Genomic DNA, 23,800 nt, shown 5'->3' with positions numbered 1-23,800 from the left:
TCGATACCAGCGTCACCGTCACCGGCAAGGCCAGTCCCGGCCAGACCGTACAGCTCTACGACGGCAACACAGCGCTGACGCCAGTCGTGCCAGTCGATGCCAATGGCGACTGGAGCAGAGTGATCAGCGGATTGAGCCCGGTCGCGCACCCTATCAAGGCCAAAGCGCTCTATGGTGCGCAACCGGAGTCAGCAGTGCGCAGCTTTACTGCAGAGAGGTGGACGGATTCCGTTACCGATTTTACGAACGGCACGTCAGGTAACTGGACCAAAGGGCCAGCAGGTTATCAAGGGCGAGTGACCAGTGGTGTGTTTCACAATGACACTCCCGGCGCTTCAGGTCACTCGGGCTTACTATTCAGTCAATCATTTCGATTTGTGGTCGGGCATACCTACACATTCAGTTATCGAGTCCGAAACGTCAGCCCTCAGCCGACTAACATGCCCCCTATTTTTTCCGTCAGGTTTTCAACAGGCCAAGCAATCTTGCCGGTGTACAGTGTTCCCCGGACCGGCCAGTGGTATCCCCAAACAGGAAACTTTTCGGTGACACAGAGCACGAACCACACGATTCAAATAATAAGCCATCAGGATCGAGGAGGCGGTGGTGGGACTGATGGTGGCAACGATTATCAAATCGATGACATTGTTGTTCGACTGGTTCGCTGAGCCTCTTGGAGGGTCGCCGCTACGGCAGTTCTCCCGGCCTGGAACGCAGACCTGATGATTCGCAAGGAACTGCCAGCCCTGCTTGTCAGTCGCATGAACAGGCACTCAGGATTCAGAGGAGTAACCGTGTCCAGCGATCCCAAGCGTCATGTTGTCGACGCGCCCGTCATTCATCGGCTCAGGGTGCTGACGGTCAACACCCACAAAGGTTTCACCGCGCTCAATCGGCGCTTCATCCTGCCGGAACTGCGCGAAGCGGTGCGCAGCACCTCGGCCGATCTGGTGTTTCTGCAAGAAGTGGTGGGTGAACACGAGCGGCATTCGAGCCGTTACAACGAATGGCCGCAAACCTCGCAATACGAGTTTCTCGCCGACAGTATGTGGAGCGATTTCGCCTACGGGCGCAACGCCGTCTACCCCGACGGCCACCACGGCAATGCGCTGCTGTCGAAATACCCGATCCGTGAGTACCGCAACCTCGATGTGTCGATCACCGGCCCCGAACGCCGTGGTCTGCTGCATTGCGTGCTTGATGTGCCGGGGCATGCCGAAGTCCACGCGATCTGCGTGCATTTGAGTCTGCTTGAAAGCCATCGGCAATTGCAGTTGCAACTGCTCTGCCAGTTGCTGGAATCCCTACCCGACGATGCCCCGGTGATCATCGCGGGCGACTTCAACGACTGGCAGTTACAGGGCAACGCCGCCCTCGCCCGCCGCGACTACCTGCACGAAGCCTTTGAGCGTCACCACGGGCGCCCGGCCAAGACTTACCCGGCGCGGTTCCCGTTGCTGCGACTGGACCGGATCTACCTGCGCAATGCCAGCAGCCATGACCCACGGATTCTCGGCAACAAGCCGTGGACACATCTGTCGGATCATCTGCCACTGGCGGTCGAAGTGCACCTGTAGCTGCAATAGTGACAGCAATGCAGGACGCGATAGATCAGCTCATACGACGATTCAACGTTGCCGACAGACCTTCTGTCGGTAACTGAATGCCTCTGAGTCGGGGCTTTCGCTGCGTTTTTCCATGCAAACAACCACTTACTTATGTGCAGAAAAACAAACGCTTGCAAACCCTGTTTTACCACTACCGCTCATCGTTCAATTTCTTGACGGGCACGCTCGACTCTTCTTATCTCAACCTTAACTACCCCCGGAATCACAACCCGGGACGAGCCTTCGGACACTCGCGAAATCGAGCGGCCACGGTTCGCCCCGCTCCATTCGGTCGCCCCTCGTTCGGGGTAGGAGAGACGCCACACAGAGAGAATGCATGCGCCTGCAAGGTAGACCTCCATGAAAACGCCCATCACCCCACACGAGATCAAAATCACTTTCTGCACAGTGTCGAGCTCTATCTTGCTGTGCTCATCCATGGAGGCGCAGGCCGGTTCTGCGGCGGATGAAACCACCCCGTGGTATCGCGCGGATGTGCCGGTCATGACACTGCCCGTGACCGTCATTACCCCCGGCCCGCAACGCTTGAGTCCACGCCCGGACTTGCAGGGGGCGAACCTGATCACCGAAGACCTCGCCCCGTCAGCCTGGGATGAGTTGTACGGCAGAAGCGCCCGGCAGGCACAAACCGATGTGCTGTCGTCGGGTTACGCAACACCCGGCAGCGGCGACTTCAAAGGCCCAGCCGTACTGACTCTGCAAAGTGGCAGTCATACCCAGACCATCGGCCTGATCGGCGGCCTCAACCAGATTCAAGCCAATGCCAATGGCCTGCTCACCAGCCGCGCCCTGGCAGACCCGAACAGCGACACCCTCAACCTGCAAGGCCAAAGCCTTGGCGCCTATTACAGCCTGAGCGGAGCCCAGGGCTGGCACGTGGATTTATCCGCCAGTGGCGGCCGGGTCAGCGGTTTCAGTCGTAACGAACAGGGCGCACGGCAAGCCACCGAGGGCAGCGCACTGACGCTGTCAGTAGAAGGCGGTTATCCGATTGGCCTGAGTGAAAACTGGGTGGTCGAACCGCAGGCGCAATTGATCAATCAACGCATCACCCTCGACACGCCCTACGCCGGTTCAGGCAATGCCTCGTCCTCCGATCTCACGGCCTGGAGTGGCCGCGTCGGTGCACGTTTGAAAGGCAGTTACGATTTGAATGGCCTGCCGGTCGAACCCTATGTGCGCACCAACCTCTGGCACACGGTGTACACCGGCAATACCGTGACACTGGATCAGGTCGACAAGATCAGCAGCAGCCGCAAGTCATCGACCGTCGAATTGGGCTTGGGCCTGGTGGCACGGGTGACGCCGGCGGTGAGTCTGTATGTCAGTGCCGATTACAGTAGCGATGTCGATGACAATGATTTGAACGGGATCATTGGCAGCCTTGGGGTGCGGATGCGTTGGTAGCGTTTGGCTTGGCGGCGATAGTGTTTGTGCTGACGCCATCGCGAGCAGGCTCACTCCTACAAGGGGAACGCATTCCAAATGTAGGAGTGAGCCTGCTCGCGATGGCAGCAACTCGGTACTGGATCAGCCTTCCGGTTTGAGGATCAACACCGCCAATGGCGGCAGATTCAGCTCCAGCGACAACGACTGGCCATGGCTCGGCACTTCCTCGGTAAACGCCCCGCCGCCATTGCCGTAATTGGAACCGGCATAGGTGTCGGCATCGCTATTGAGCAATTCAGTCCAGCGCCCGGCAAACGGCACACCCACGCGATACGCCTGACGCGGCACCGGCGTGAAGTTGGCCACCACCAGCACCGGTTTACCCTCCTTGCTCCAGCGCAACCAGGCATAAACACTGTTGATCGCATCGTCGCCGATCAACCACTGGAAACCCTGCGGCGCGTCGTCCTGATCGTGCAGCGCCGGCTCTTCGCGATACAGCCGATTGAGATCGCCGACCAGTTTCTGCACGCCCTTGTGCTCGGAGTACTGCAGCAGATACCAATCCAGTTGCTGATCGTGATTCCACTCGCGCCACTGGCCAAACTCGCAGCCCATGAACAACAGTTTCTTGCCCGGGTGCGTCCACATGAAACTCAGATACGCGCGCAGGTTGGCGAATTTCTGCCAGCGGTCGCCGGGCATCTTGTCGATCAGCGAATGCTTGCCGTGCACCACTTCGTCGTGGGAGATCGGCAGGATGAACCGCTCGGACCAGGCGTAGACCAGACCAAAACTCAACTCGTTGTGATGGTGCGCGCGGTACACCGGATCCTGCTGAATGTAATGCAGCGAATCGTGCATCCAGCCCATGTTCCATTTGTAGGCAAAACCCAGTCCGCCCTGCTGCGTACTTTGGCTGACACCGGGCCACGCCGTGGATTCTTCGGCGATCACCAGCGCACCCGGAGCTTCCAGTTCGACCACATCGTTCAAATGCCGCAAGAAGTCGATGGCCTCCAGATTTTCCCGACCGCCATGGCGGTTCGGCACCCATTCGCCAGCCTTGCGCGAATAGTCACGATAGAGCATCGAAGCCACCGCATCGACGCGCAAACCATCGACATGAAAATGTTTCAACCAATGCAGCCCGGAAGCCAGCATGTAGCCATGCACTTCGGTGCGGCCGAGGTTGTAGATCAGCGTGTCCCAATCCTGATGAAACCCTTCCAGCGGGTTGCCGTATTCGTACAGCGCGGTGCCGTCGAACTGGGCGAGACCGTGAGTATCGGTGGGAAAATGCGCCGGCACCCAGTCGAGGATCACACCGATCTCGGCCCGGTGGCAGGCGTCGACGAATTCAGCGAACTGCGCCGGCGAGCCGTACCGCGCACTCGGGGCGAATTGCGAGAGCAATTGATAGCCCCAGGAGCCACCAAACGGGTGCTCCATGATCGGCATCAGTTCGATGTGGGTGAAACCCAGTTCCTTGACGTAGGGAATCAAGCGTTCGGCGAGTTCCGGCCAAGTGTACTGGCGGGCGACTTCGCCGAGATCATCCAGTTCGCACTGCCATGAACCGGCGTGCAGTTCGTAGATCGACAGCGGCGCCGAATGTTTCTGCCGGTCGCGTCGGCTGCTCATCCACTCCTGATCCTGCCAGTCGATTTGTAGCGGTTCAGCGACTTTCGAGGCGGTGTCCGGCGGCAGACTGGTGGCCAGCGCCATCGGGTCAGCCTTGAGCGGCAGAATGCCGTGGGCGCCGAGAATTTCGTATTTGTACAACTCGCCCGCTTGCAGGCGCGGTATGAACAACTCCCAGACCCCGGACGGATGACGCAAGCGCATGGGATGGCGACGCCCGTCCCAGACGTTGAAGTCGCCGACCACCGACACGCGCCGGGCATTTGGCGCCCACACGGCGAAGCGCACGCCGTCGACGCCATCCACTGTTTTCATCTGCGCGCCGAGACAGGCGCTGAGGTCACGGTGATTGCCTTCGGCGAACAGATACAAGTCCATTTCGCCGAGTAACTGGCCAAAGCTATAAGGATCCTCGGCAACCTGTTCGCCGCCGGCCCAGCGCGTGCGCAACTGATACGGCCGCGCCTGATCGAAATGGCCGACAAACAACCCCGGCGTTTCGGTCTGCTCCAGCGGACCGCGTTCTTCACCGCTGTCCTTGTCCAGCACCACGACACTCAGCGCTCCGGGCAGATAAGCGCGAATGAACTGCCCGCCAGCGCCATCGCCGTGCGGACCAAGAATCGAAAAAGGGTCGTGATGTTCAGCGCGGACCAAGGCATCAATATCTTTTGCCGAGGGCAGCAATGTTTCTTTAACCGCACCCTGTTCCTTGTTCGAGAAACTCATGACTACTCTCCACCAAGATCGGAAAAGGGTTTAAGCCCCGTCAATAACCCATACAAACCGTGCAACGGCACGGGCAGCCACGTGGGGCGATTTTCGGCTTCATAGGCCACTTCATAGGCCGCCTTCTCCAGGCCGAACAACGCCAGCGCGGCGTCGGCACCTTCAGGATCTTGCCAGGCATGATCAAGACTAGCTGCCGCGCGGCGATATGCCTGAACAAATGCCTCGCGGGCCTCACGCAGATAGCGCTCGGCAACCAGACGCCGCGCCGTCTCAGACTCGGCGCTGTGGTCAACGTTGTGCACGTTGATGGTCATCGCTGCCGCGTAATCGAACGAGCGCAGCACGCCGCTGACATCTTTGTACGGACTGTGTTTGCCACGGCGCTCGCCCAGTGGCCGCGCCGGTTCACCCTCGAAGTCGATCAGGTAGGCATCGCCCTTGATCACCAGCACCTGACCCAAATGCAGATCGCCGTGGACGCGAATGCGCAAACCGCCGACGGCTTTTTTTGCCAGATCCTGTACGTGCGTGAGGATGGTTTTCTTCTCGTCGATCAGGCGTTTGACCAGTTTCTGATCCACCGCATTGAGTTCGCCCTGATGCTGCTTGAGCAGTTTCAGCGCGTGTTCGACCTGCGCCACAACATCCTTGCCGGTGGCCTGCATGTCCTTGGCCGTCGACACCTGTGGGGCGAAGTCGGCATTGTCGGTGGGCGCGGCGAGCACCTTGTGCATCTCGCCCAGACGCTGACCGAGCATGCCAGCAAAATCCTTCAGCTCACCGAGGGCGTTGTAATGCTGTTCCTGTTCGGACATGGCATCGGCCAGCTCATCGCGCAGCGCCCTTTCAAGGTTGTTCTGCGTCCATTCCCAGGCGTCGCCCTGATTGCTCAGATAGCCTTGGGCGATCATCAGCAAATTGTCTTCGCCCTTGGCATCGCGGCGAATCACCGAGCCGAGCAGCGGAGAGATATTGGCAAATCCGGCCTCGGTCAGGTAAGCGCTCATCTCCAGCTCCGGGTGTACGCCAGAAGCGACTTTGCGTATCAGCTTAAGCACCAGGCTATTGCCGATCACCACCGAACTGTTCGATTGCTCGGCAGACAGATAACGCACTTCCGACTCGGTACCGAGGCCGAGCGTTTCCAGATACGGCGTCGGTGCAAAACGGATTTCACCGTCGCTCGACTCCAGCACCGTGTTGTTCTGCATGCCTTGCAGCACCGCACGAATAAACGTTTCAAGGCTGAACGCGTCAGTAATCAAGCCGACCTGTCGCACTCGGCGTACACGGGACAAGGCCAATTGCTGCGGCAGCGCCGGGCCAACTTGGTCTTCGGCAATAAAGCCGAACGGCAGTTGATAACGACTGGTCTGCCCGCCACTGGTGACTTCGATTTCGCTGAGCAGCACCGGATGCTGCGCATCGCCGAAACGCACGCCGTACGCCAGATGCACCTTGTCGATGGCCGCGTCCTTGCCGGCGAACCAGCGGCGATTCTGCAGCCAGCTCGGCAGAATGTTTTGCTCCAGCGATGTGCGCGACGGCGCTTCGAGCAATTCCTCCATGCGTTTTTTCAGTACCAGCGTGGTGAAGTCCGGCAGGCTCTGCGCCGGCTCCACGTGCCAGCTCGGCATCTGGTTTTCCGCCGCCAGGGCAAACCAATAGAAACCGTACGGCGCAAGGGTCAGGAGAAAACTCAACTGACCAATCGGCGGGAAGGCATTACCGCCGAGCATCTCCACCGGCACCATGCCGACGTACGCCGACAGGTCCAGCTCCACCGCTTGCGCACTGCGCGAAACGTTGGCCACACAGAGGATGATTTCGTGCTTGCCATCGGCATCGGTGAATTCGCGCGTGTAGGCCAACACGCGACGGTTGTTCGGCGAGAGCATTTTCAACGTGCCACGGCCGAACGCCTTGGATTGTTTGCGCACAGCGAGCAAGCGTCGGGTCCAGTTGAGCAGCGAATGCGGATCGCCGGACTGGGTTTCGACGTTAACCGACAGATAGCCGTATTGCGGGTCCATGATCGGCGGCAGCACCAGGCTGGCCGGATCGGCACGGGAGAAGCCGCCGTTGCGGTCAATCGACCACTGCATCGGCGTACGCACGCCATCGCGGTCGCCAAGGTAGATGTTGTCGCCCATGCCGATCTCGTCGCCGTAATACAAGGTCGGCGTGCCCGGCATCGACAGCAGCAGGCTGTTGAGCAATTCGATGCGGCGGCGATCGCGTTCCATCAACGGCGCCAGACGACGGCGGATGCCGAGGTTGATCCGCGCGCGACGGTCAGCGGCGTAGTAGTTCCATAGATAATCACGTTCTTTGTCGGTGACCATCTCCAGCGTCAGCTCATCGTGGTTGCGCAGGAAAATCGCCCATTGGCAGTTGGCGGGAATTTCCGGGGTCTGGCGAAGAATGTCGGTGATCGGGAAGCGATCTTCCTGGGCCAGCGCCATGTACATGCGCGGCATCAGCGGGAAGTGGAACGCCATGTGGCATTCATCACCGTTAAGGCCTGCCGCATCGGTATCACCGAAGTACAGCTGAGTGTCTTCGGGCCATTGGTTGGCCTCGGCGAGCAGCATGCGATCGGGGTAATTGGCGTCGATCTCGGCGCGGATCTGCTTGAGGACGTCGTGGGTTTCCGGCAGGTTTTCGTTATTGGTGCCATCACGCTCGATCAGGTACGGAATCGCGTCGAGACGCAGGCCATCGATGCCCATGTCCAGCCAGTAGCGCATCACCGAGAGCACGGCTTTCATCACTTGCGGATTGTCGAAATTCAGATCCGGTTGGTGCGAATAGAAACGGTGCCAGAAGTACTGGCCGGCGACCGGGTCCCAGGTCCAGTTGGATTTTTCCGTATCGAGGAAAATGATTCGCGTGCCGTCGTATTTCTGATCGTCATCCGACCACACGTAAAAGTCCCGCGCCGCCGAGCCGGGCTTGGCCTTGCGCGCACGCTGAAACCACGGGTGCTGGTCGGAGGTGTGGTTGATGACCAGTTCGGTGATCACCCGCAAGCCACGCTTGTGCGCCTCGGCGATAAAGCGCTTGGCGTCGGCCATGGTCCCGTAATCGCTGTGCACGCCACGGTATTCGGCAATGTCATAGCCATCGTCGCGACGTGGCGAGGGATAGAAAGGCAACAGCCAGATGGTGTTGACGCCAAGATCGGCGATGTAATCGAGTTTGGCGATCAGGCCGGGAAAGTCACCGATCCCGTCGTTGTTGGAGTCGAAAAACGATTTGACGTGAACTTGATAGATCACCGCATCCTTGTACCAGAGCGGGTCTTTGATAAAGGTGGCTGCCTTGGGTTTCTTCGCCATGTGAAACTCCTGAAAAATTCTTTCTGCACATAATCTGATTGTGCTGATTCCTCTGTAGGAGCTGCCGAAGGCTGCGATCTTTGATCTTGCTTTTAAACATCAAAGGCAAAAGATCGCAGCCTTCGGCAGCTCCTACAGGGAGTTGTGCAATGCCTTAGGCGGTGGTAATCCGCCAAATGCCGAACGGCTGATACGCCGGGTCGATGCGCATGAACTGATACTTGCCGTGCCAGTCCCAGCGATGCCCGTTCATCAAGTCTTCGCCATGGGTCGTCGCATCATCGGGCAGGCCCAATTCCCACAGCGGCAATTCGAAATTCGCTTCCTGCACGTTGTGCGGATCAAGACTGACCGCGACCAGAATGAAGTTGCTGCCGTCGACACTGCGCTTGCCGAAATACAGAATGTTGTCGTTCCAGGCGTTGTAGACCTTCAGGCCAAGATGCGTGTGCAGCGCCGGGTTCTGCCGGCGGATGCGGTTGAGCTGGGCGATTTCGGCAATGATGTTGCCCGGCGCGGTGAAGTCGCGGACGCGGATCTCGTACTTCTCCGAGTCGAGGTATTCCTCTTTGCCCGGCACCGGCGCCGACTCGCACAGCTCGAACCCCGAATACATGCCCCACAAGCCGGAACCCATGGTCGCCAGCGCCGCACGAATCAGAAAGCCCGGACGCCCGGATTCGTGCAGGAATGCAGGGTTGATGTCCGGCGTGTTAACGAAGAAATTCGGCCGGTAGCATTCGCGCCACGGCGATTCATTCAGCTCAGTGAAATACGTCGCCAGCTCAGCCTTGCTGTTGCGCCAGGTGAAATAGGTGTAGCTCTGCGTGTAACCGACCTTGCCCAGCCGCGCCATCATTGCCGGCGTGGTGAAGGCTTCGGCGAGGAAGATCACTTCCGGGTATAGCGCCCGAACATCGGCGATCAGCCATTGCCAGAACGGCAGTGGTTTGGTGTGCGGATTGTCGACGCGAAAGATCTTCACGCCCTCTTCGACCCAGCCAATAACGATGTCGCGCAACTCGACCCACAGGCTCGGAATCGCGTCGGGCGCATAGAAGTCGACGTTGACGATGTCCTGATATTTCTTCGGCGGATTCTCCGCGTATTTGATCGTGCCGTCGGGCCGCCAGTTGAACCAGCCCGGATGCTGTTTGAGCCACGGGTGATCCTGAGAACACTGAATGGCAAAATCGAGGGCGATTTCCAGACCGTGATCGGCAGCAGCGGCCACCAGTCGGCGGAAGTCGTCGCGGGTGCCGAGTTGCGAGTGAATCGCCTCGTGACCGCCCTCCTCACTGCCGATGGCATAAGGGCTGCCCGGATCATCGGGCCCGGCGGTCAGGGAATTGTTGCGGCCCTTGCGGTGGGCGCGGCCGATCGGGTGGATCGGCGTGAAATACAGCACGTCGAAACCCATGTCCTGAATCATCGGCAGGCGCGAGTGCACGTCGTTAAAGGTACCGTGGCGGTGGGGATCGTCGGTGATCGAGCGCGGAAACAGTTCGTACCAACTGGCAAATTCGGCCAGTTCGCGTTCGACGTCTACCGAATATTCCGGACTGACGCTCAGGTAGGCGCGGTGATCGGCCTCAGCCATCAACTGCGCACTGCGCGAGTGCAGGAACAGCGCGACCTGCTCGGTTTCGAGCAGCCCGGACAATTCGTGGTGCAACGCGGCGAGCTGCTCGCTGAGCTGACCTTCGCTGCGCTCGGCGGCCTGTTGCACCATGCTCCGGCCTTCCTGTAACTCCAGCGAAACCGGTACGGCGGCGCTGTGTTTTTTCTCCAGTTCATACTGGAAACTGGCGAAGTGATCGATCCACGCCTCGATGCAATAGAGGAAGCGCCCTTGATGCTCAGGGCGGAACAAGCCTTGCCAGCCATTGTTGCCCTGATCGGCCATGACCTCGCTTTGCCAGGTCTCCTCGCCTTCCTCGCGCCAGCGGATGCGCACCGCGAGTTTGTCGTGACCGTCGGCAAATACCTTGCTGGTGACCACCACCTCACGGCCGGCAATCGACTTCACGGCGAACTGCCCGCCCTCGAGGGTCGGCATGGTGTTTTCGATGGCAATGCGCGGCAGCAGCAACGCCTGCGACAGCGGCATGTGCGGGTTGTAGCTCAGTTCAGAAGGTCTTTCAGCAGTCATTGAGCATCTCTCCTTAACGCCCCAAGGACGCTCTTGTGCCGGATCAGTGTTCACAACGAAGCACCTGCCCCGAAATGAACTCACTTAGGTTCCGAGCGACCGGCGCCGGGAAAAGTTCAGATGAAATTGGCGTGTCAGAAAAGCGGATCGAATTGCGTGCAGGGTGGTCAATCCACTTAAGCACTTCTCACGCCATGTGCCACACGGAGGTCATCAGATGAATATCCCGATCCCGGCCGAAACGCCTGATCCGAACATCGACAAACCCACGCTGCCCGAGACCGAGCCGCAACCGGTTCCCGAGCAGGAGCCACCTGGCACCACGCCACCGCCCAAAGAAGAACCACCAACGACGATGCCACCAGTCATTGTCTAACTGATCGTTCCCACGCTCCGCGTGGGAATGCAGCCCGGGACGCTCCGCGTCCCAAAGCGGACGCGGAGCGTCCATTGAGGCATTCCCACGCAGAGCGTGGGAACGATCAACGTGGCAACGATCAGTCAGTGATCATCAGTCTTCTGCTCTTCTTTTTCGAAAAGCTTAACGATCCGTGGCATCACGCTGAAAATCCCCAGCGCCAGAAAAGTACTGAGCAGCGCCGTTGCTTCCCTGCCCAATCCCGCCGCGACACCAATGGCTGCCGTCATCCACAGCCCGGCAGCCGTGGTCAGGCCTTTGACATGGCCCTCATCTCCTTCCTTGTTTTTCAGGATAGTCCCGGCACCGAGAAAGCCGATCCCGGCAATCACCCCTTGCACTACGCGGCTCATCGCATCGGATTCCGCCCCCGATGTCTGCGGCACCAGTACAAACAGCGCAGCCCCCAGCGCCACCAACATATGCGTGCGCACCCCGGCAGCCTTGCCCTTGTGTTCGCGCTCGAATCCGAGAATGCCGCCCAGAATGGCGGCCATCAGCAGGCGCACGGTGATGCGCGTCAATTGCGAAGCATCGCCGACGTCGGCGAATTCCGCTTGCAGGGTTTGCCACACTTCGTGCCACCACGCGTCCATCGTGCAGTCCTTGTTATTGGCTGGATAGACGATGGACAGCGGCGACCATTAATCAGTTGCGCAGAACCATCGGCGAAGCGCGCGCCCTAACCTTTCAGACACCCCAGAAAAAGGACTGCCCTCATGCCCGTTCGAGTCGATGAATCCAACCCCGAACAGAAAGTGTGTTTTTTCACCGTTGAACATGGCGAGGAAATTCGCATTTGCGACACCCTGGAAGTCATGACGGATAGCGAAAAATCCATGTCGTTCGTGGAAATAGAAGGCCGGCGCGTGTACATCACCGAGGCAGAAGCCGACGAATTGACCGTTGCAGGCGCCAAGGATGGTCGCAAGCACTTGAAGGCTGACGAGAGTGGTTCGGTGATTTGACTGACCTTGATCAACACCCCGCGCAAACGCCTGATATAGGCGTTTGCGCCTTTGCCTGCGGGCTGCTTCAAGTTGTCGCAGGCGTTGCGCAAAATCTCATCTGATCCGCTTTTTATTGAAATAACTGAGTCTGTTATGCAAACAGATCGACGCTCATAGTGCTCTGGCCTGATGGAGGCTGATGAGCGAATAACCATGAGCGAACAAATCCCCGTCCGAACCGTAGAAGCATCCCCGACTATTGCTCCTCATATAAAGAAGGTGCCCGCACGCCCAATGAAGGCGACGGCCAAGTCCAGCGACAACCAGATCCACACCCGCAGCTTCACCGGCCTGTTCCGCACCTTGCGCATGAGCGGCGCGGGATTTCTGTTCGTGCTGTTTTTCGGCACCGTGTGGCTGAACTGGGGCGGACGTCAGGCGGTGCTCTGGGATCTGTCCGAAAGTAAATTCCACATCTTTGGCGCGACGTTTTGGCCGCAGGACTTCATCCTGCTGTCGGCGCTGCTGATCATCGCTGCGTTCGGTCTGTTCGCCATCACCGTGTTTGCCGGTCGGGTCTGGTGCGGTTACACCTGCCCGCAAAGTTCGTGGACGTGGATCTTCATGTGGTGCGAGAAGATCACCGAAGGCGAACGCAACCAACGCATCAAACTGCAAGCCGCGCCGTGGAGCCTGAACAAACTGGCGCGACGCGCGGCCAAGCACACCCTGTGGCTGGCGATCAGCGTGTTGACCGGCCTGACCTTCGTCGGTTACTTCACGCCGATCCGGCCACTGGCTGAAGAACTGCTGACCCTGCAAATTGGCGGCGTCAGTCTGTTCTGGGTGCTGTTTTTCACCGCCGCCACCTACATCAACGCCGGTTGGCTGCGTGAGGCGGTGTGCATGCACATGTGCCCGTATGCGCGGTTCCAGAGCGTGATGTTCGACAAGGACACCCTGGCGATTTCCTACGACGTGGCCCGTGGCGAAAACCGTGGCCCGCGCAAACGCGACGTGAAACCGCTCGAGGCTGGCCTGGGTGATTGCATCGACTGCCAGTTATGCGTGCAGGTTTGTCCGACCGGCATCGACATCCGCGACGGCTTGCAGATGGAGTGCATCGGCTGCGCCGCCTGCATCGACGCCTGTGACTCGATCATGGACAAGATGAACTACCCGCGCGGCTTGATCCGCTACAGTTCCGAGCGCGAACTGCAGGGTGGCAAGACCCACCTGCTGCGCCCGCGCCTGATCGGTTACACCGTGGTGCTGGTGGCGATGATCGGCGCATTGGCATTGGCGTTGATCGAGCGGCCGATGGTCTCGCTGGACGTGACCAAGGATCGCGGGTTGTTCCGCGAGAATGGTCAGGGCCAGATTGAAAACATCTACACCCTCAAAGTCATCAACAAGACCCAGCAGCGCCAGGACTACAACCTGAGTCTGGTGGATGGCGACGGCTTCCAGTTGCAGGGCAAGACTGAACTGAGCCTGGCGCCGGGGGAAATTGTCGACGTGCCGGTGTCGGTGGCGATGACCACGGAACGCCCGGCCAGCAGTTCGCAGACCTTGAGTTTCAAGATTGCCGACAGCGATGAGCCTGAGGTTTACAGCGTGGCGAAGAGCAGGTTTGTTGCGCCGATGAATCGCTGAGCCGTTAGAATCCGCTCCCTCACCCCAGCCCTCTCCCGGAGGGAGAGGGAGCCGACCGAGGTGTCTGTCGCTATACATCGACCTGACAGACCGAATCGATTATGGATTGAGCAAAACATTTTCAGGCCGAATCGATCATGGATTCAGCAAAGCAATTTCAGGCCGAGTCGATCATGGATTCAGCAAAGCACTTTCAGGCCGAGTCGATTACGGATTCAGCAAAGCACTTTCAGGCCGAGTCGATCATGGATTCAGCAAAGCACTTTCAGGCCGAGTCGATTACGGATTCAGCAAAGCACTTTCAGGTCGGCGTAGTTCACAAGCATCCCCCAATCAGTCCCCTCTCCCTCTGGGAGAGGGCTAGGGTGAGGGGCAGTTCTCCTGACACACCTCATCATCAACCAGCACCAAGGCTCCTCGATGAAACGCTACGAAAAATTCGCCGACGACATCGCTGAACTGATCCGCTCCGGCGTCCTCGGCCCCGGCCAGCGCGTGCCCTCGGTGCGTTACGCCAGCCAGACCTACGGGGTCAGCCCGTCCACGGTATTCCAGGCCTATTACCTGCTCGAACGCCGTGGCCTGATCCGCGCACGGCCGCGCTCCGGCTATTTCGTCAATACCCACGCGCCGAGCCCGTTCTCGGAGCCGGTGATCAGCAGCCACGTCAACGACTCCACCGAAGTCGACGTCAGCGAACTGGTGTTCTCGGTCCTCGATTCGATCAAGGACCCGAGTACCGTGCCGTTCGGTTCGGCGTTCCCCAGCCCGACCCTGTTCCCGTTGCAGCGCCTGTCGCGTTCGCTGGCCAGCGCGGCCCGCGAGATGGACCCGCGCATGGTCGTCACCGACATGTCGCCGGGCAATCCGCAACTGCGCCGGCAGATAGCCCTGCGCTACATGGTCGGCGGCCTGATGCTGCCGATGGAAGAGCTGCTGATCACCAACGGCGCCCTCGAAGCGCTGAACCTGTGCCTGCAAGCCGTCACCGAACCGGGCGATCTGGTGGCCATCGAAGCCCCGGCGTTCTACGCCAGCCTGCAAGTGCTCGAACGGCTGAAACTCAAAGCCGTGGAAATTCCCGTGCACCCGCGCGACGGCATCGACCTCGGCGTGCTCGCGCAAACCCTCGAACGTCACCCGATCAAGGCCTGCTGGTGCATGACCAGTTTCCAGAACCCGATGGGCGCGACCATGCCCGAGGCAAAGAAACAGGAACTGGTCGAACTGCTGCGCCGCCATCAGGTGCCGCTGATCGAAGACGACGTTTACGCCGAACTCTATTACGGCCAACAAGCACCGAAACCGGCCAAGGCGTTCGACACGGAAGGTCTGGTGATGCACTGCGGTTCATTCGCCAAAAGCCTCGCCCCCGGCTACCGCATCGGCTGGGTTGCTGCCGGACGCTACGCGCAGAAGATCGAACGACTGAAACTGATGACCTCGCTGTGTGCTTCGATGCCAGCGCAAGCGGCGATTGCCGACTACCTGCAACACGGCGGTTATGACCGGCACCTGCGCAAACTGCGTTACGCACTGGAAGAACAGCAGAGCGCGATGCTCGCTGCGATTGCCCGTTACTTCCCGGCGCAGACGCGGGTCAGCCAACCGGCGGGCGGCTACTTCTTGTGGCTGGAACTGCCACCGCAGATGGATTCGCTGAAGTTGTTTCAGATGGCACTGGCGCAAGGCATCAGCATTGCGCCGGGGCCGATTTTCTCGCCGACGCAGCGCTTCAGGAATTGTATTCGGTTGAATTACGGCAGTCCGTGGACCGAAGACTCGGAAAAGGCTATGGAGACGTTGGGGCGGATTGTGCGGTCGTTCTGACAGATCGATGGTGTTTATTTAGGCCTCTTCGCGAGCAAGCTCGCTCCCACATGGGTTCTGTGACATTCACACATCCAATGTGGGAGCGAGCTTGCTCGCGAAGGGGGCGGTGCTATCGAAATAAATCCAAGCGCTTAACGCCCACCTCCCAAATCAACAAACGTCCCGGTCGCATACGAAGCCTTGTCCGACAACAACCAGACAATCGCCTCCGCCACTTCATCCGGGCGCCCGCCACGGGCCATTGGAATCGCCGACTCGAGCTTGCTGACCCGATCCGGGTCGCCGCTCAATGCGTGGAAATCGGTATAGATGTAACCCGGGCGCACCGCGTTCACCCGAATCCCCTCGCCCGCCACTTCCTTGGACAAACCGATAGTGAAGGTGTCGAGCGCGCCTTTGGACGCGGCGTAATCGACGTATTCGTTTGGCGAACCGAGACGCGCGGCCACCGACGACACGTTGACGATGCTGCCACCTTGCCCGCCGTGCTTGGGCGACATGCGCAGGATCGCGTGCTTGGCGCAGAGAATCGGCGCCAGAACGTTGGTTTTCATGATTTTGAGGATGCGGAACTCGGACATTTCGTCGACCCGCGATTTATGTCCGACAGTGCCGGCGTTGTTCACCAGCGCGGTGACCCGGCCCAACTCGGTGTCGACCCGATGGAACAATGCGATCACTTCGTCTTCGATGCTGACGTCGGCACGCACGGCGATGGCCTGGGCGCCCAATGCGCGAACTTGCTCCAGCACGCTTTGCGCGGCTTGCTCATCCGACTGATAGTTGATGCAGATCCGATAACCTTGCTCGGCAGCCAACAACGCCGTAGCGGCGCCAATCCCGCGCCCGCCCCCGGTGATCACAATGACTTTATCCATGCTGCCCTTTCCCCCAAATGCACACGTAACAGTCGGGGGGAAGAATAACCGCCATTGGCGGGTTTTGCATGGAGTCTGTGTCTGGGCAGACGCCTTCGCGAGCAAGCTCGCTCCCACAGGGTTCGGTGTTGTTCACACAGCCAATGCGGGAGCGAGCATGCTCGCGAAGAACGATAACGCGGTCGATCAGACCGCCGCTGACTGCTCACTGCGCGCAATATCCTGCATGAATTTTTCCGCCGGCATCGGATGCCCGAGCAGATAACCCTGCAACGAGTCACAGCCCAGTTCAGTCAGAAACGCCTGCTGCACACCGGTCTCGACACCTTCAGCGACAATGCGCAAACCCAGTGCCTGCCCCAACGCGACAATCGCCGAGACAATCGCCGCATCGTCGCTGTCATGCTCCAGATCGCGCACAAAACCGCGATCAATCTTCAGCTCGTTGGCCGGCAACCGCTTGAGGTACATCAGGCTGGAATAACCGGTGCCGAAATCATCGATCGACAGGTCGACGCCCATGTCCGACAGTTCCTGCAACACCATCATGCTCGCATCGGCATCGCTCATGGCCGTGGTTTCGGTGATTTCCAGGGTCAGGCTATTGGCCGGCAAGTGGTGAGTGGCCAACGCCTTGGCCACGCTGCGCACCAGTCCCGTGTGGCAGAACTGCAACGCCGACAGGTTCACCGCGATACGCCAATCGGTGTAACCGAGCACGTACCATTCGCGCATCTGGCGACAGGCTTCGTTGAGCACCCAGTCGCCGATCGGGATGATCAGCCCGGATTTTTCGGCCAGGTCAATGAACTTGTCCGGCATCAGCATGCCGTGGATCGGGTGCTCCCAGCGCAACAGCGCTTCAGCCCCGACCGGACGGCCGTTGGCGGCGTCGAACTTGGGTTGGTAATGCAAGCTGAACTGACTGTGTTCCAGCGCCGCGCGCAGGTCCTGCAACAACTGCAACTGCTTGCGCGCGTTGTTGTTCATCGACGCATCGAAAAAGCTGTAACCGTTTTTGCCGCCGCCCTTGGCGTGGTACATCGCCGCATCGGCGTTCATCAGCAATTCCTGCGCGGTCTGGCCATTGCCCGGATACAGGGCAATGCCGACGCTGGCGGAGATCTGCAAGTCATGCTCGGCAACGCGGAATGATTGTGCGATCAGACCGACCTGACGTGCCGCCAGTCCCAGCGCATCATTGGGTTCGCTGAGGCGCACCAGTAACACGAATTCATCGCCACCAATCCGCGCCAGTGTGTCGAGGCTGCGCAAGTCCTCACGCAGGCGCACGCCGACTTCGCGCAACAACTGATCCCCCATGTGATGGCCGAACGCATCATTAACCGGTTTGAAGCCGTCCAGATCGATGAACATCAAGGCAAAGCAGCCGCCCTGCTCGTTGACCTTTTTCATCGCCTGATTGATCCGGTCGTCGAGCAACATGCGATTCGGCAGGCCGGTCAGGGTGTCGTGCAGCGCCAACTGCGTAAGTTCACGGTTGGCGACGGTCAACGAATGCGCCAGATCGGCAGTGCGCGCTTCAAGCCGTGCGTCGAGGATCGAGGTGAGCAAGGCAATCGACAGCACCGCCAGCGTGGTGATCAGTACCAGGCTATCGAGGCCGCTGCCCTTCAAACCGTTGACGGTGGCACCGCAGAAACTGCCGTCTGGAAATTGCGCGGCGGCCATGCCGGTGTAATGCATGCCGACAATGGCGATGCCCATGATGACCGCTGCGCCGCCGCGAATCAGGCGCACATACGGCGAGTGCTGACGCAGGCGAAAGGCAATCCACAGTGCCGCTGCCGATGCGCCGACCGCAATCAGCAACGAAGCGCCGAACAGCGTCGGGTCGTAGTCGATCCCCGGCGTCATGCGCATCGCCGCCATGCCGGTGTAATGCATGGCACTGATCCCGGCGCCCATGATCAGCGCACCGAAGGCCAGTTGCAGAACCGGCAGTTTCGGCTGGCTGACCAGCCACAACGCGAACCCGCAGGACAACACGGCAATCAACAGTGAAAGCGCGGTCAGGGCGATGTCATAGCCCAGGTCGATCGGCAGTTTGAAGGCGAGCATGCCAATGAAATGCATCGACCAGACGCCGATGCCCATGGCAAACGCACCACCGGCGGTCCAGAAATGCACCGCCCGGCCCTTGGCCGTGGCAATGCGACCGGTGAGGTCGAGCGCAGTGTAGGAAGCGAGAATCGCCACGCACAACGAAATAAAAACCAGGGTGGAGGAATAACTACCGATGAGCATGGGATTTCTCGTGGCCACCCAACGCGGACTGCGTCCATTCTCGGTCGGGCAAATGCGGCGATTGTACTGATTACGCAGAAGAACGCACTGACAAAGTAAGCAATTGGCCATCAAGCCGATGAAACGCTTGTTCGATCGTCCGACAAGGCTCTGGCGCAGCGTTCACAGCTTTGCTCAAAACTGAAACACATACCCGTAGGAGCTGCCGGAGGCTGCGATCTTTTGATCTTGTCGTTAACAGCAAAATCAAAAGATCGCAGCCTCCGGCAGCTCCTACAAGGGGCATGGAATCAGTTGGAGTTGCTCACGTCCAGTTGCCCATCCCAACCGCCGCCCAGCGCGGCAATCAGCTGCACGCTGGCAATCAAGCGGCTTTGCAGGATGTTCAGCACGTTGCGCTCATTGCTCAACGCTGTCGCTTGCACCACCACCACATCGATGTAGGCAATCAACCCAGCCTTATACTGATTTTCCGTCAGGCGCAGGGAGTCGCGGGCCGCATCGAGCGCTTCCTGGCGCACCGCCGCTTCGTCTTCGTACACCTTCAACTGCACCAGATAGTTTTCCACTTCGCGGAAACCGTCGAGTACGGTCTGGCGGTACTTGGCCACGGTCTGGTCGTACACCGCTTCAGTGCGGTCGACTTCTGCCGAACGAATGCCGCCATCGAAAATCGGCAACGACAGTTTCGGCCCGACCGACCAGAAACGGTTCGGCAGGCTGACCAGGTTCTGCGAGGTACTGCTGCTGTAACCGCCGCTCAGGCTCAGGCTCAGGTCCGGGTAATACGCCGCTTTGGCCACGCCGATATTGGCGTTGGCGGCAATCACCGAACGCTCCGCCGAAGCGATGTCCGGACGCCGCTCAAGCAACTGCGAGGGCAGACTCAACGGCACCTGCGGCAGCTTTGGAATGGTCTGCACTTCGGCAATGTTGAAATCCGCCGGCGCTTGCCCGGTCAGCACGGCAATCGCATTTTCAAACTGCGCGCGCTGCCAGATCAGATCGACCAGATCAGCCTGGGTGCTTTTCAGTTGCGTCTGCGCCTGCGCTACCGCATCGCGCCCGGAAACGCCGGCGCGGTACTGGTTCTGGGTCATTTTCAGCGAGCGTTCGTAAGCGGCAACCGTGGCTTCGAGTAGACGTTTTTGCTGATCGATCACGCGCAGTTGCAGGTAGTTCTGCACCAGCTCCGACTGCTGGCTCAGGCGCATGGCCGCCAGATCGGCAAAACTGGCCTGGGCGCTGGCCTCATCGGCTTCCAGTCCACGGCGCAGCTTGCCCCAGACATCGGCTTCCCAACTGACGCCCAGCTCGGCGTTATAGGTGTCGCGGATGCCGCTGGAGGAACTGCTCAGGCTCGAACTGCTGCTGCCGGTGCCTTGGCTGGAGCGGGTCTTGCCCAAGCTCAAGTCAACGCTGGGATAGAACGCTCCGCGAGCACTGCGCACCAAGGCCTGAGCCTGACGGTACTGGGCTTCCGACTGCGCGACGGTCTGGTTGGAATTGTTGAGTTTTTCGATCAGCCCGTTGAGCTGCTGATCGCCGTACAACTCCCACCAGGCGCCACGGGCCAGCGAATCGCTCGGGTTGGCCTGGGTCCAGCCAGCGGCTTCCTTGTACTGGGTGATTTCAGCGGTTTGCGGACGTTGATAGTCCGGGCCGACGGCGCAGGCACTGAGCATCGCCACGCACAGTGACAGGCTCAGCAAGCGCGAGCCCCGAACAGTGGCCAGATTGATAAGCGAACGGTCAGTCATAGCGGAGTTTCCAGAGCGGCGTCAGTACGCACGCCACGCCATTTGTTGAAACGATGGCGCAGCTTGTCGAGATAGAGGTAAACCACAGGTGTGGTGTAAAGCGTCAGCACCTGACTGAAGATCAGCCCGCCGATGATGGTCAGGCCCAGCGGCTGGCGCATTTCCGCGCCCTCGGCCCGGCCGAGCAGCAATGGCAAGGCACCGAGAATCGCCGCCAGCGTAGTCATCAGAATCGGCCGTAGCCGTTGCAGACAGGCGCTGCGGATCGATTCCAGCGGCGACAGGCCCTGATGCCGTTCCAGTTGCAGCGCAAGGTCGATCATCAGAATGGCGTTTTTCTTCACCACGCCAATCAGCAGGAACAGCCCGAGCAGCGAGATCAGGCTGAACTCGCCGCCCAGCGCATAGATCGACAGCAACGCGCCGACACCGGCCGACGGCAGGGTCGACAGAATCGTCAGCGGATGGATGTAGCTTTCATACAGCACGCCCAGCACCAGATACACCGCCAGCAACGCGCCGAGAATCATGAACGGCTGGCTCTTCTGCGTCGCGGCGAAGGCATCGGCAGTGCCGGCCATTTTCGCGATGACATCTTCCGGCAGGCCGAGCTTGGCAATCGCCCGCTCGATTGCGGCACTGCCCTGCTCCACCGTCACGCCTTCGGCCATGTCGAAGGAAATGTCTTCGGAGGCGAACTGGCCTTCGTGGCTGACGCGGTCGTCTTCCAGGCTGTTTTCGTAATGAGCGAACGTCGACAGCGGCACCCGCGCACCGTCAGCGGTGATCACCTGCACTTGCTTGAGCGTCACCGGATCCTGGGCGTATTTCGGATTGACCTCCATCACCACCTGATACTGGTTGAGGCTGTCGTAGATCGTCGAGATCTGCCGCTGGCTGTAGGCGTTGTTCAGCACAGCGGTGACCATGTTCATGTCGACACCGAGGCGTTTGGCCTGGTCACGGTCGACAATCAGCGTCACTTGTTGCGCCCCGGCGCCTTCGCGGGCATCGATGGCGGTCAGTTCGGGCAGGGCTCGCAATGCCGCGACCACTTTCGGGAACCATTTACGCAACTCGCCGAGGTCGGCGCTTTGCAGGATGTAGCTGTATTGCGAACTGGTCTGCTCGCGACCGCCGCCAAATTGCAGATCCTGGTCGGCCATCAGCATCAACTGCGCACCGGGCACTTTGGGCATTTCCTTACGCAGACGCTCGATGACTTTCTGCGCCGACAGTTGCCGCTCCTTGATCGGTTTTAGACGCACAATCATGAACGCGTTGTTGGTGCCGTTGCTGCCGCCGATGAACCCGGCGACACTTTCCACGGCTTCGTCCTTGAGCACTGCGCGGCGGAAGATTTCCATTTTCGGCTGCATCACGCTGAACGACAGGCCGTCGTCGCCGCGCACAAAACCGATCAACTGGCCGGTGTCCTGCTGCGGCATGAAGGTTTTTGGCACCACCACGTACAGCGCGACGTTGACACCGACGGTGATCAGCAGGCTGAGCAAGGTCAGGCGCCGGTGACACAACACCCAATCGAGGCTGGTGGCGTACTTGCCGACCATCCAGTCGTTGGTGCGGCGGCTCCAGCGTTGCAGGCGATTTTCCTGCCCCGGCGTGTGCGGCTTGAGCCAACGGGCGCAAAGCATCGGCGTCAACGTCAGCGAAACCACCAGCGACACGACGATGGCTGCGGCCAAGGTGATGGAAAACTCACGAAACAGGCTCTCGACGATGCCGCCCATAAACAGAATGGACAGGAACACTGCGACCAGCGAGACGTTCATCGACAGCAAGGTGAACCCGACTTCCTTGGCCCCGAGGTACGCGGCCTGCATCGGTTTGACGCCTTCGTCGATGTGCCTAGAGATGTTCTCCAGCACCACAATGGCGTCGTCGACCACCAATCCTGTAGCAAGGATCAGCGCCATCAGCGACAGATTGTTCAGCGAGAAGCCGTAGAGGTACATCACCGCAAAGGTGCCGACCAGCGACACCGGCACGGCCAATGTCGGAATCAGCGAGGCGCGGAAATTACCGAGGAACAGGAACACCACCAGAATCACCAGCGCCACGGCAATCAGCAAGGTCATCTCAGCTTCATGCAGCGTCGCCTTGATCACCGGCGAGCGGTCCATGGCCAGATTCAGCTTTACGCTGGCCGGCAACACCGCTTGCAAGGCCGGCAATTGCGCCTTGATCTCGTTGACCGTCTCGATGATGTTGGCGCCAGCCTGGCGGTTGATCACCAGCAACACCGCCGCGTCATCGTTGAAGAAACCACTGTTGTAGCGGTCTTCGACGCCGTCGCTGACCTTGGCCACGTCCTTGAGGCGCAGCGCGGCGCCGTCGGCGTAGTGGATGATCAGTGACTCGTAATCCTTGGCTTTCTCCAACTGGTCATTGGCCTGGATCTGCCACAGGCGTTGACCGTCCTCGACCGAACCCTTCGGCCGGCGCACGTTGGCATCGGCGATGGTCTTGCGCACATCGTCGAGCGCCACGCCGTACTGGTTCAGCGCCTGTGGTTCGAGTTCGATGCGCACCGCCGGTAGCGAACTGCCGCCGATCTGCACTTCGCCGACACCCTGCACTTGCGACAGGCTCTGCGAAAGAATCGTCGAGGCCAGATCGTAAAGCTGACCTTTTTCCAGCACATCGGAGGTCAGCGACAGCACCATGATTGGCGCCTGCGATGGGTTGACCTTCTTGTAGGTGGGCATGCTGCGCATGCCGCTCGGCAGCAGATTGCGCGAAGCGTTGATCGCTGCCTGCACTTCCCGCGCGGCACCGTTGATGTCGCGGTCGAGATCAAATTGCAAAATGACCCGGGTCGAACCCTGACTGGAGCGGCTGCTCATGGTGTTGACGCCGGCGATTGCGCCGAATGAGCGCTCCAGCGGTGTGGCCACGGTGGACGCCATGACCTCCGGGCTCGCGCCCGGCAGACTGGCCTGCACGACGATCACCGGGAAGTCCATCTGCGGCAGCGGCGAAACCGGCAGCAGGCCGAAGCTGACACCGCCGAGCAGCATGATCGCCAGGCTCAGCAGCATTGTGGCGACCGGGCGCTTGATGAAAGGACCGGAGAGGTTCATTGACCACGATCCTCTGCTCCACCGCCCAACCCTGTGGGAGCGAGCTT

General features: G+C 59.8%; 15 protein-coding genes. 7 read left to right on the top strand and 8 right to left on the bottom strand.

The features are described from left to right. The 3 genes from H8F23_RS23800 to H8F23_RS23790 form a co-directional block, all read left to right on the top strand. Nucleotides 1-668: Ig-like domain-containing protein (locus tag H8F23_RS23800; protein WP_228759352.1), on the top strand; the 668-nt coding region annotated here is incomplete at its 5' end. Between the two features lie 126 nt (nucleotides 669-794). Further along, entirely contained in the window at nucleotides 795-1,577 is a 783-nt protein-coding gene (locus H8F23_RS23795) for an endonuclease/exonuclease/phosphatase family protein (protein WP_038368981.1), read from the top strand. Between the two features lie 390 nt (nucleotides 1,578-1,967). After that, nucleotides 1,968-3,035: an autotransporter domain-containing protein gene (locus H8F23_RS23790; RefSeq protein WP_194936001.1), complete on the top strand. Its 1,068-nt coding sequence runs from the start codon at nucleotides 1,968-1,970 to the stop codon at nucleotides 3,033-3,035. Between the two features lie 123 nt (nucleotides 3,036-3,158). Here H8F23_RS23790 and glgB read toward each other — a convergent pair whose 3' ends face one another. The 3 genes from glgB to H8F23_RS23775 form a co-directional block, all read right to left on the bottom strand. After that, a complete protein-coding gene (gene glgB / locus H8F23_RS23785) occupies nucleotides 3,159-5,390 on the bottom strand; it encodes a 1,4-alpha-glucan branching protein GlgB (RefSeq protein ID WP_194936000.1) in 2,232 nt (743 codons plus the stop codon). A gap of 2 nt (nucleotides 5,391-5,392) precedes the next feature. Continuing rightward, a complete protein-coding gene (gene treS / locus H8F23_RS23780; protein WP_194935999.1) occupies nucleotides 5,393-8,734 on the bottom strand; it encodes a maltose alpha-D-glucosyltransferase in 3,342 nt (1,113 codons plus the stop codon). A 154-nt stretch (nucleotides 8,735-8,888) separates the two neighbouring features. Continuing rightward, on the bottom strand, nucleotides 8,889-10,886 hold the full coding sequence (locus H8F23_RS23775) for an alpha-1,4-glucan--maltose-1-phosphate maltosyltransferase (RefSeq protein ID WP_194935998.1): 1,998 nt from the start codon (nucleotides 10,884-10,886) through the stop codon (nucleotides 8,889-8,891). Nucleotides 10,887-11,103: 217 nt separating this feature from the next. On the opposite strand from H8F23_RS23775, the gene H8F23_RS23770 reads away from it, so the two are divergent. Further along, nucleotides 11,104-11,262, top strand: a complete 159-nt coding sequence (locus H8F23_RS23770) for a hypothetical protein (RefSeq protein ID WP_007966757.1) — start codon at nucleotides 11,104-11,106, stop codon at nucleotides 11,260-11,262. Between the two features lie 125 nt (nucleotides 11,263-11,387). On the opposite strand, the gene H8F23_RS23765 is transcribed toward H8F23_RS23770, so the two are convergent. Beyond that, nucleotides 11,388-11,900, bottom strand: a complete 513-nt coding sequence (locus tag H8F23_RS23765) for an MgtC/SapB family protein (protein ID WP_194935997.1) — start codon at nucleotides 11,898-11,900, stop codon at nucleotides 11,388-11,390. A 123-nt stretch (nucleotides 11,901-12,023) separates the two neighbouring features. Here H8F23_RS23765 and H8F23_RS23760 point away from each other — a divergent pair, with 123 nt between their 5' ends. The 3 genes from H8F23_RS23760 (at nucleotide 12,024) to mapR (ending at nucleotide 15,740) form a co-directional block, all read left to right on the top strand. Next, nucleotides 12,024-12,272, top strand: coding sequence for a DUF3203 family protein (locus H8F23_RS23760; RefSeq protein WP_194935996.1), 249 nt, complete (start codon nucleotides 12,024-12,026; stop codon nucleotides 12,270-12,272). A 195-nt stretch (nucleotides 12,273-12,467) separates the two neighbouring features. Further along, nucleotides 12,468-13,910 carry a cytochrome c oxidase accessory protein CcoG gene (gene ccoG, locus H8F23_RS23755; RefSeq protein WP_194935995.1) on the top strand — a complete coding sequence of 481 codons (1,443 nt, stop codon included), beginning with the start codon at nucleotides 12,468-12,470 and terminating at the stop codon, nucleotides 13,908-13,910. A gap of 420 nt (nucleotides 13,911-14,330) precedes the next feature. Next, nucleotides 14,331-15,740, top strand: coding sequence for a GntR family transcriptional regulator MpaR (gene mapR, locus H8F23_RS23750; RefSeq protein ID WP_007919188.1), 1,410 nt, complete (start codon nucleotides 14,331-14,333; stop codon nucleotides 15,738-15,740). Between the two features lie 134 nt (nucleotides 15,741-15,874). Here mapR and H8F23_RS23745 read toward each other — a convergent pair whose 3' ends face one another. From H8F23_RS23745 to H8F23_RS23730, 4 genes are all read right to left on the bottom strand, one after another. Then, on the bottom strand, nucleotides 15,875-16,621 hold the full coding sequence (locus tag H8F23_RS23745; protein ID WP_064587387.1) for an SDR family oxidoreductase: 747 nt from the start codon (nucleotides 16,619-16,621) through the stop codon (nucleotides 15,875-15,877). A 186-nt stretch (nucleotides 16,622-16,807) separates the two neighbouring features. Next, entirely contained in the window at nucleotides 16,808-18,889 is a 2,082-nt protein-coding gene (locus tag H8F23_RS23740; RefSeq protein WP_194935994.1) for a putative bifunctional diguanylate cyclase/phosphodiesterase, read from the bottom strand. Nucleotides 18,890-19,179: 290 nt separating this feature from the next. Then, nucleotides 19,180-20,649 carry an efflux transporter outer membrane subunit gene (locus H8F23_RS23735; protein ID WP_194935993.1) on the bottom strand — a complete coding sequence of 490 codons (1,470 nt, stop codon included), beginning with the start codon at nucleotides 20,647-20,649 and terminating at the stop codon, nucleotides 19,180-19,182. Next, nucleotides 20,646-23,753 carry an efflux RND transporter permease subunit gene (locus tag H8F23_RS23730; protein ID WP_194935992.1) on the bottom strand — a complete coding sequence of 1,036 codons (3,108 nt, stop codon included), beginning with the start codon at nucleotides 23,751-23,753 and terminating at the stop codon, nucleotides 20,646-20,648. The genes H8F23_RS23735 and H8F23_RS23730 overlap by 4 nt, the downstream gene beginning before the upstream one ends. Nucleotides 23,754-23,800 lie beyond the last annotated feature (47 nt).

Origin of the sequence: Pseudomonas neuropathica, assembly GCF_015461835.1 — a bacterium.
Taxonomy (GTDB): Bacteria; Pseudomonadota; Gammaproteobacteria; order Pseudomonadales; family Pseudomonadaceae; genus Aquipseudomonas; species Aquipseudomonas neuropathica.
Note: the sequence above shows the minus strand (reverse complement) of the source record. Positions and strands in the feature narration are given on the sequence as shown.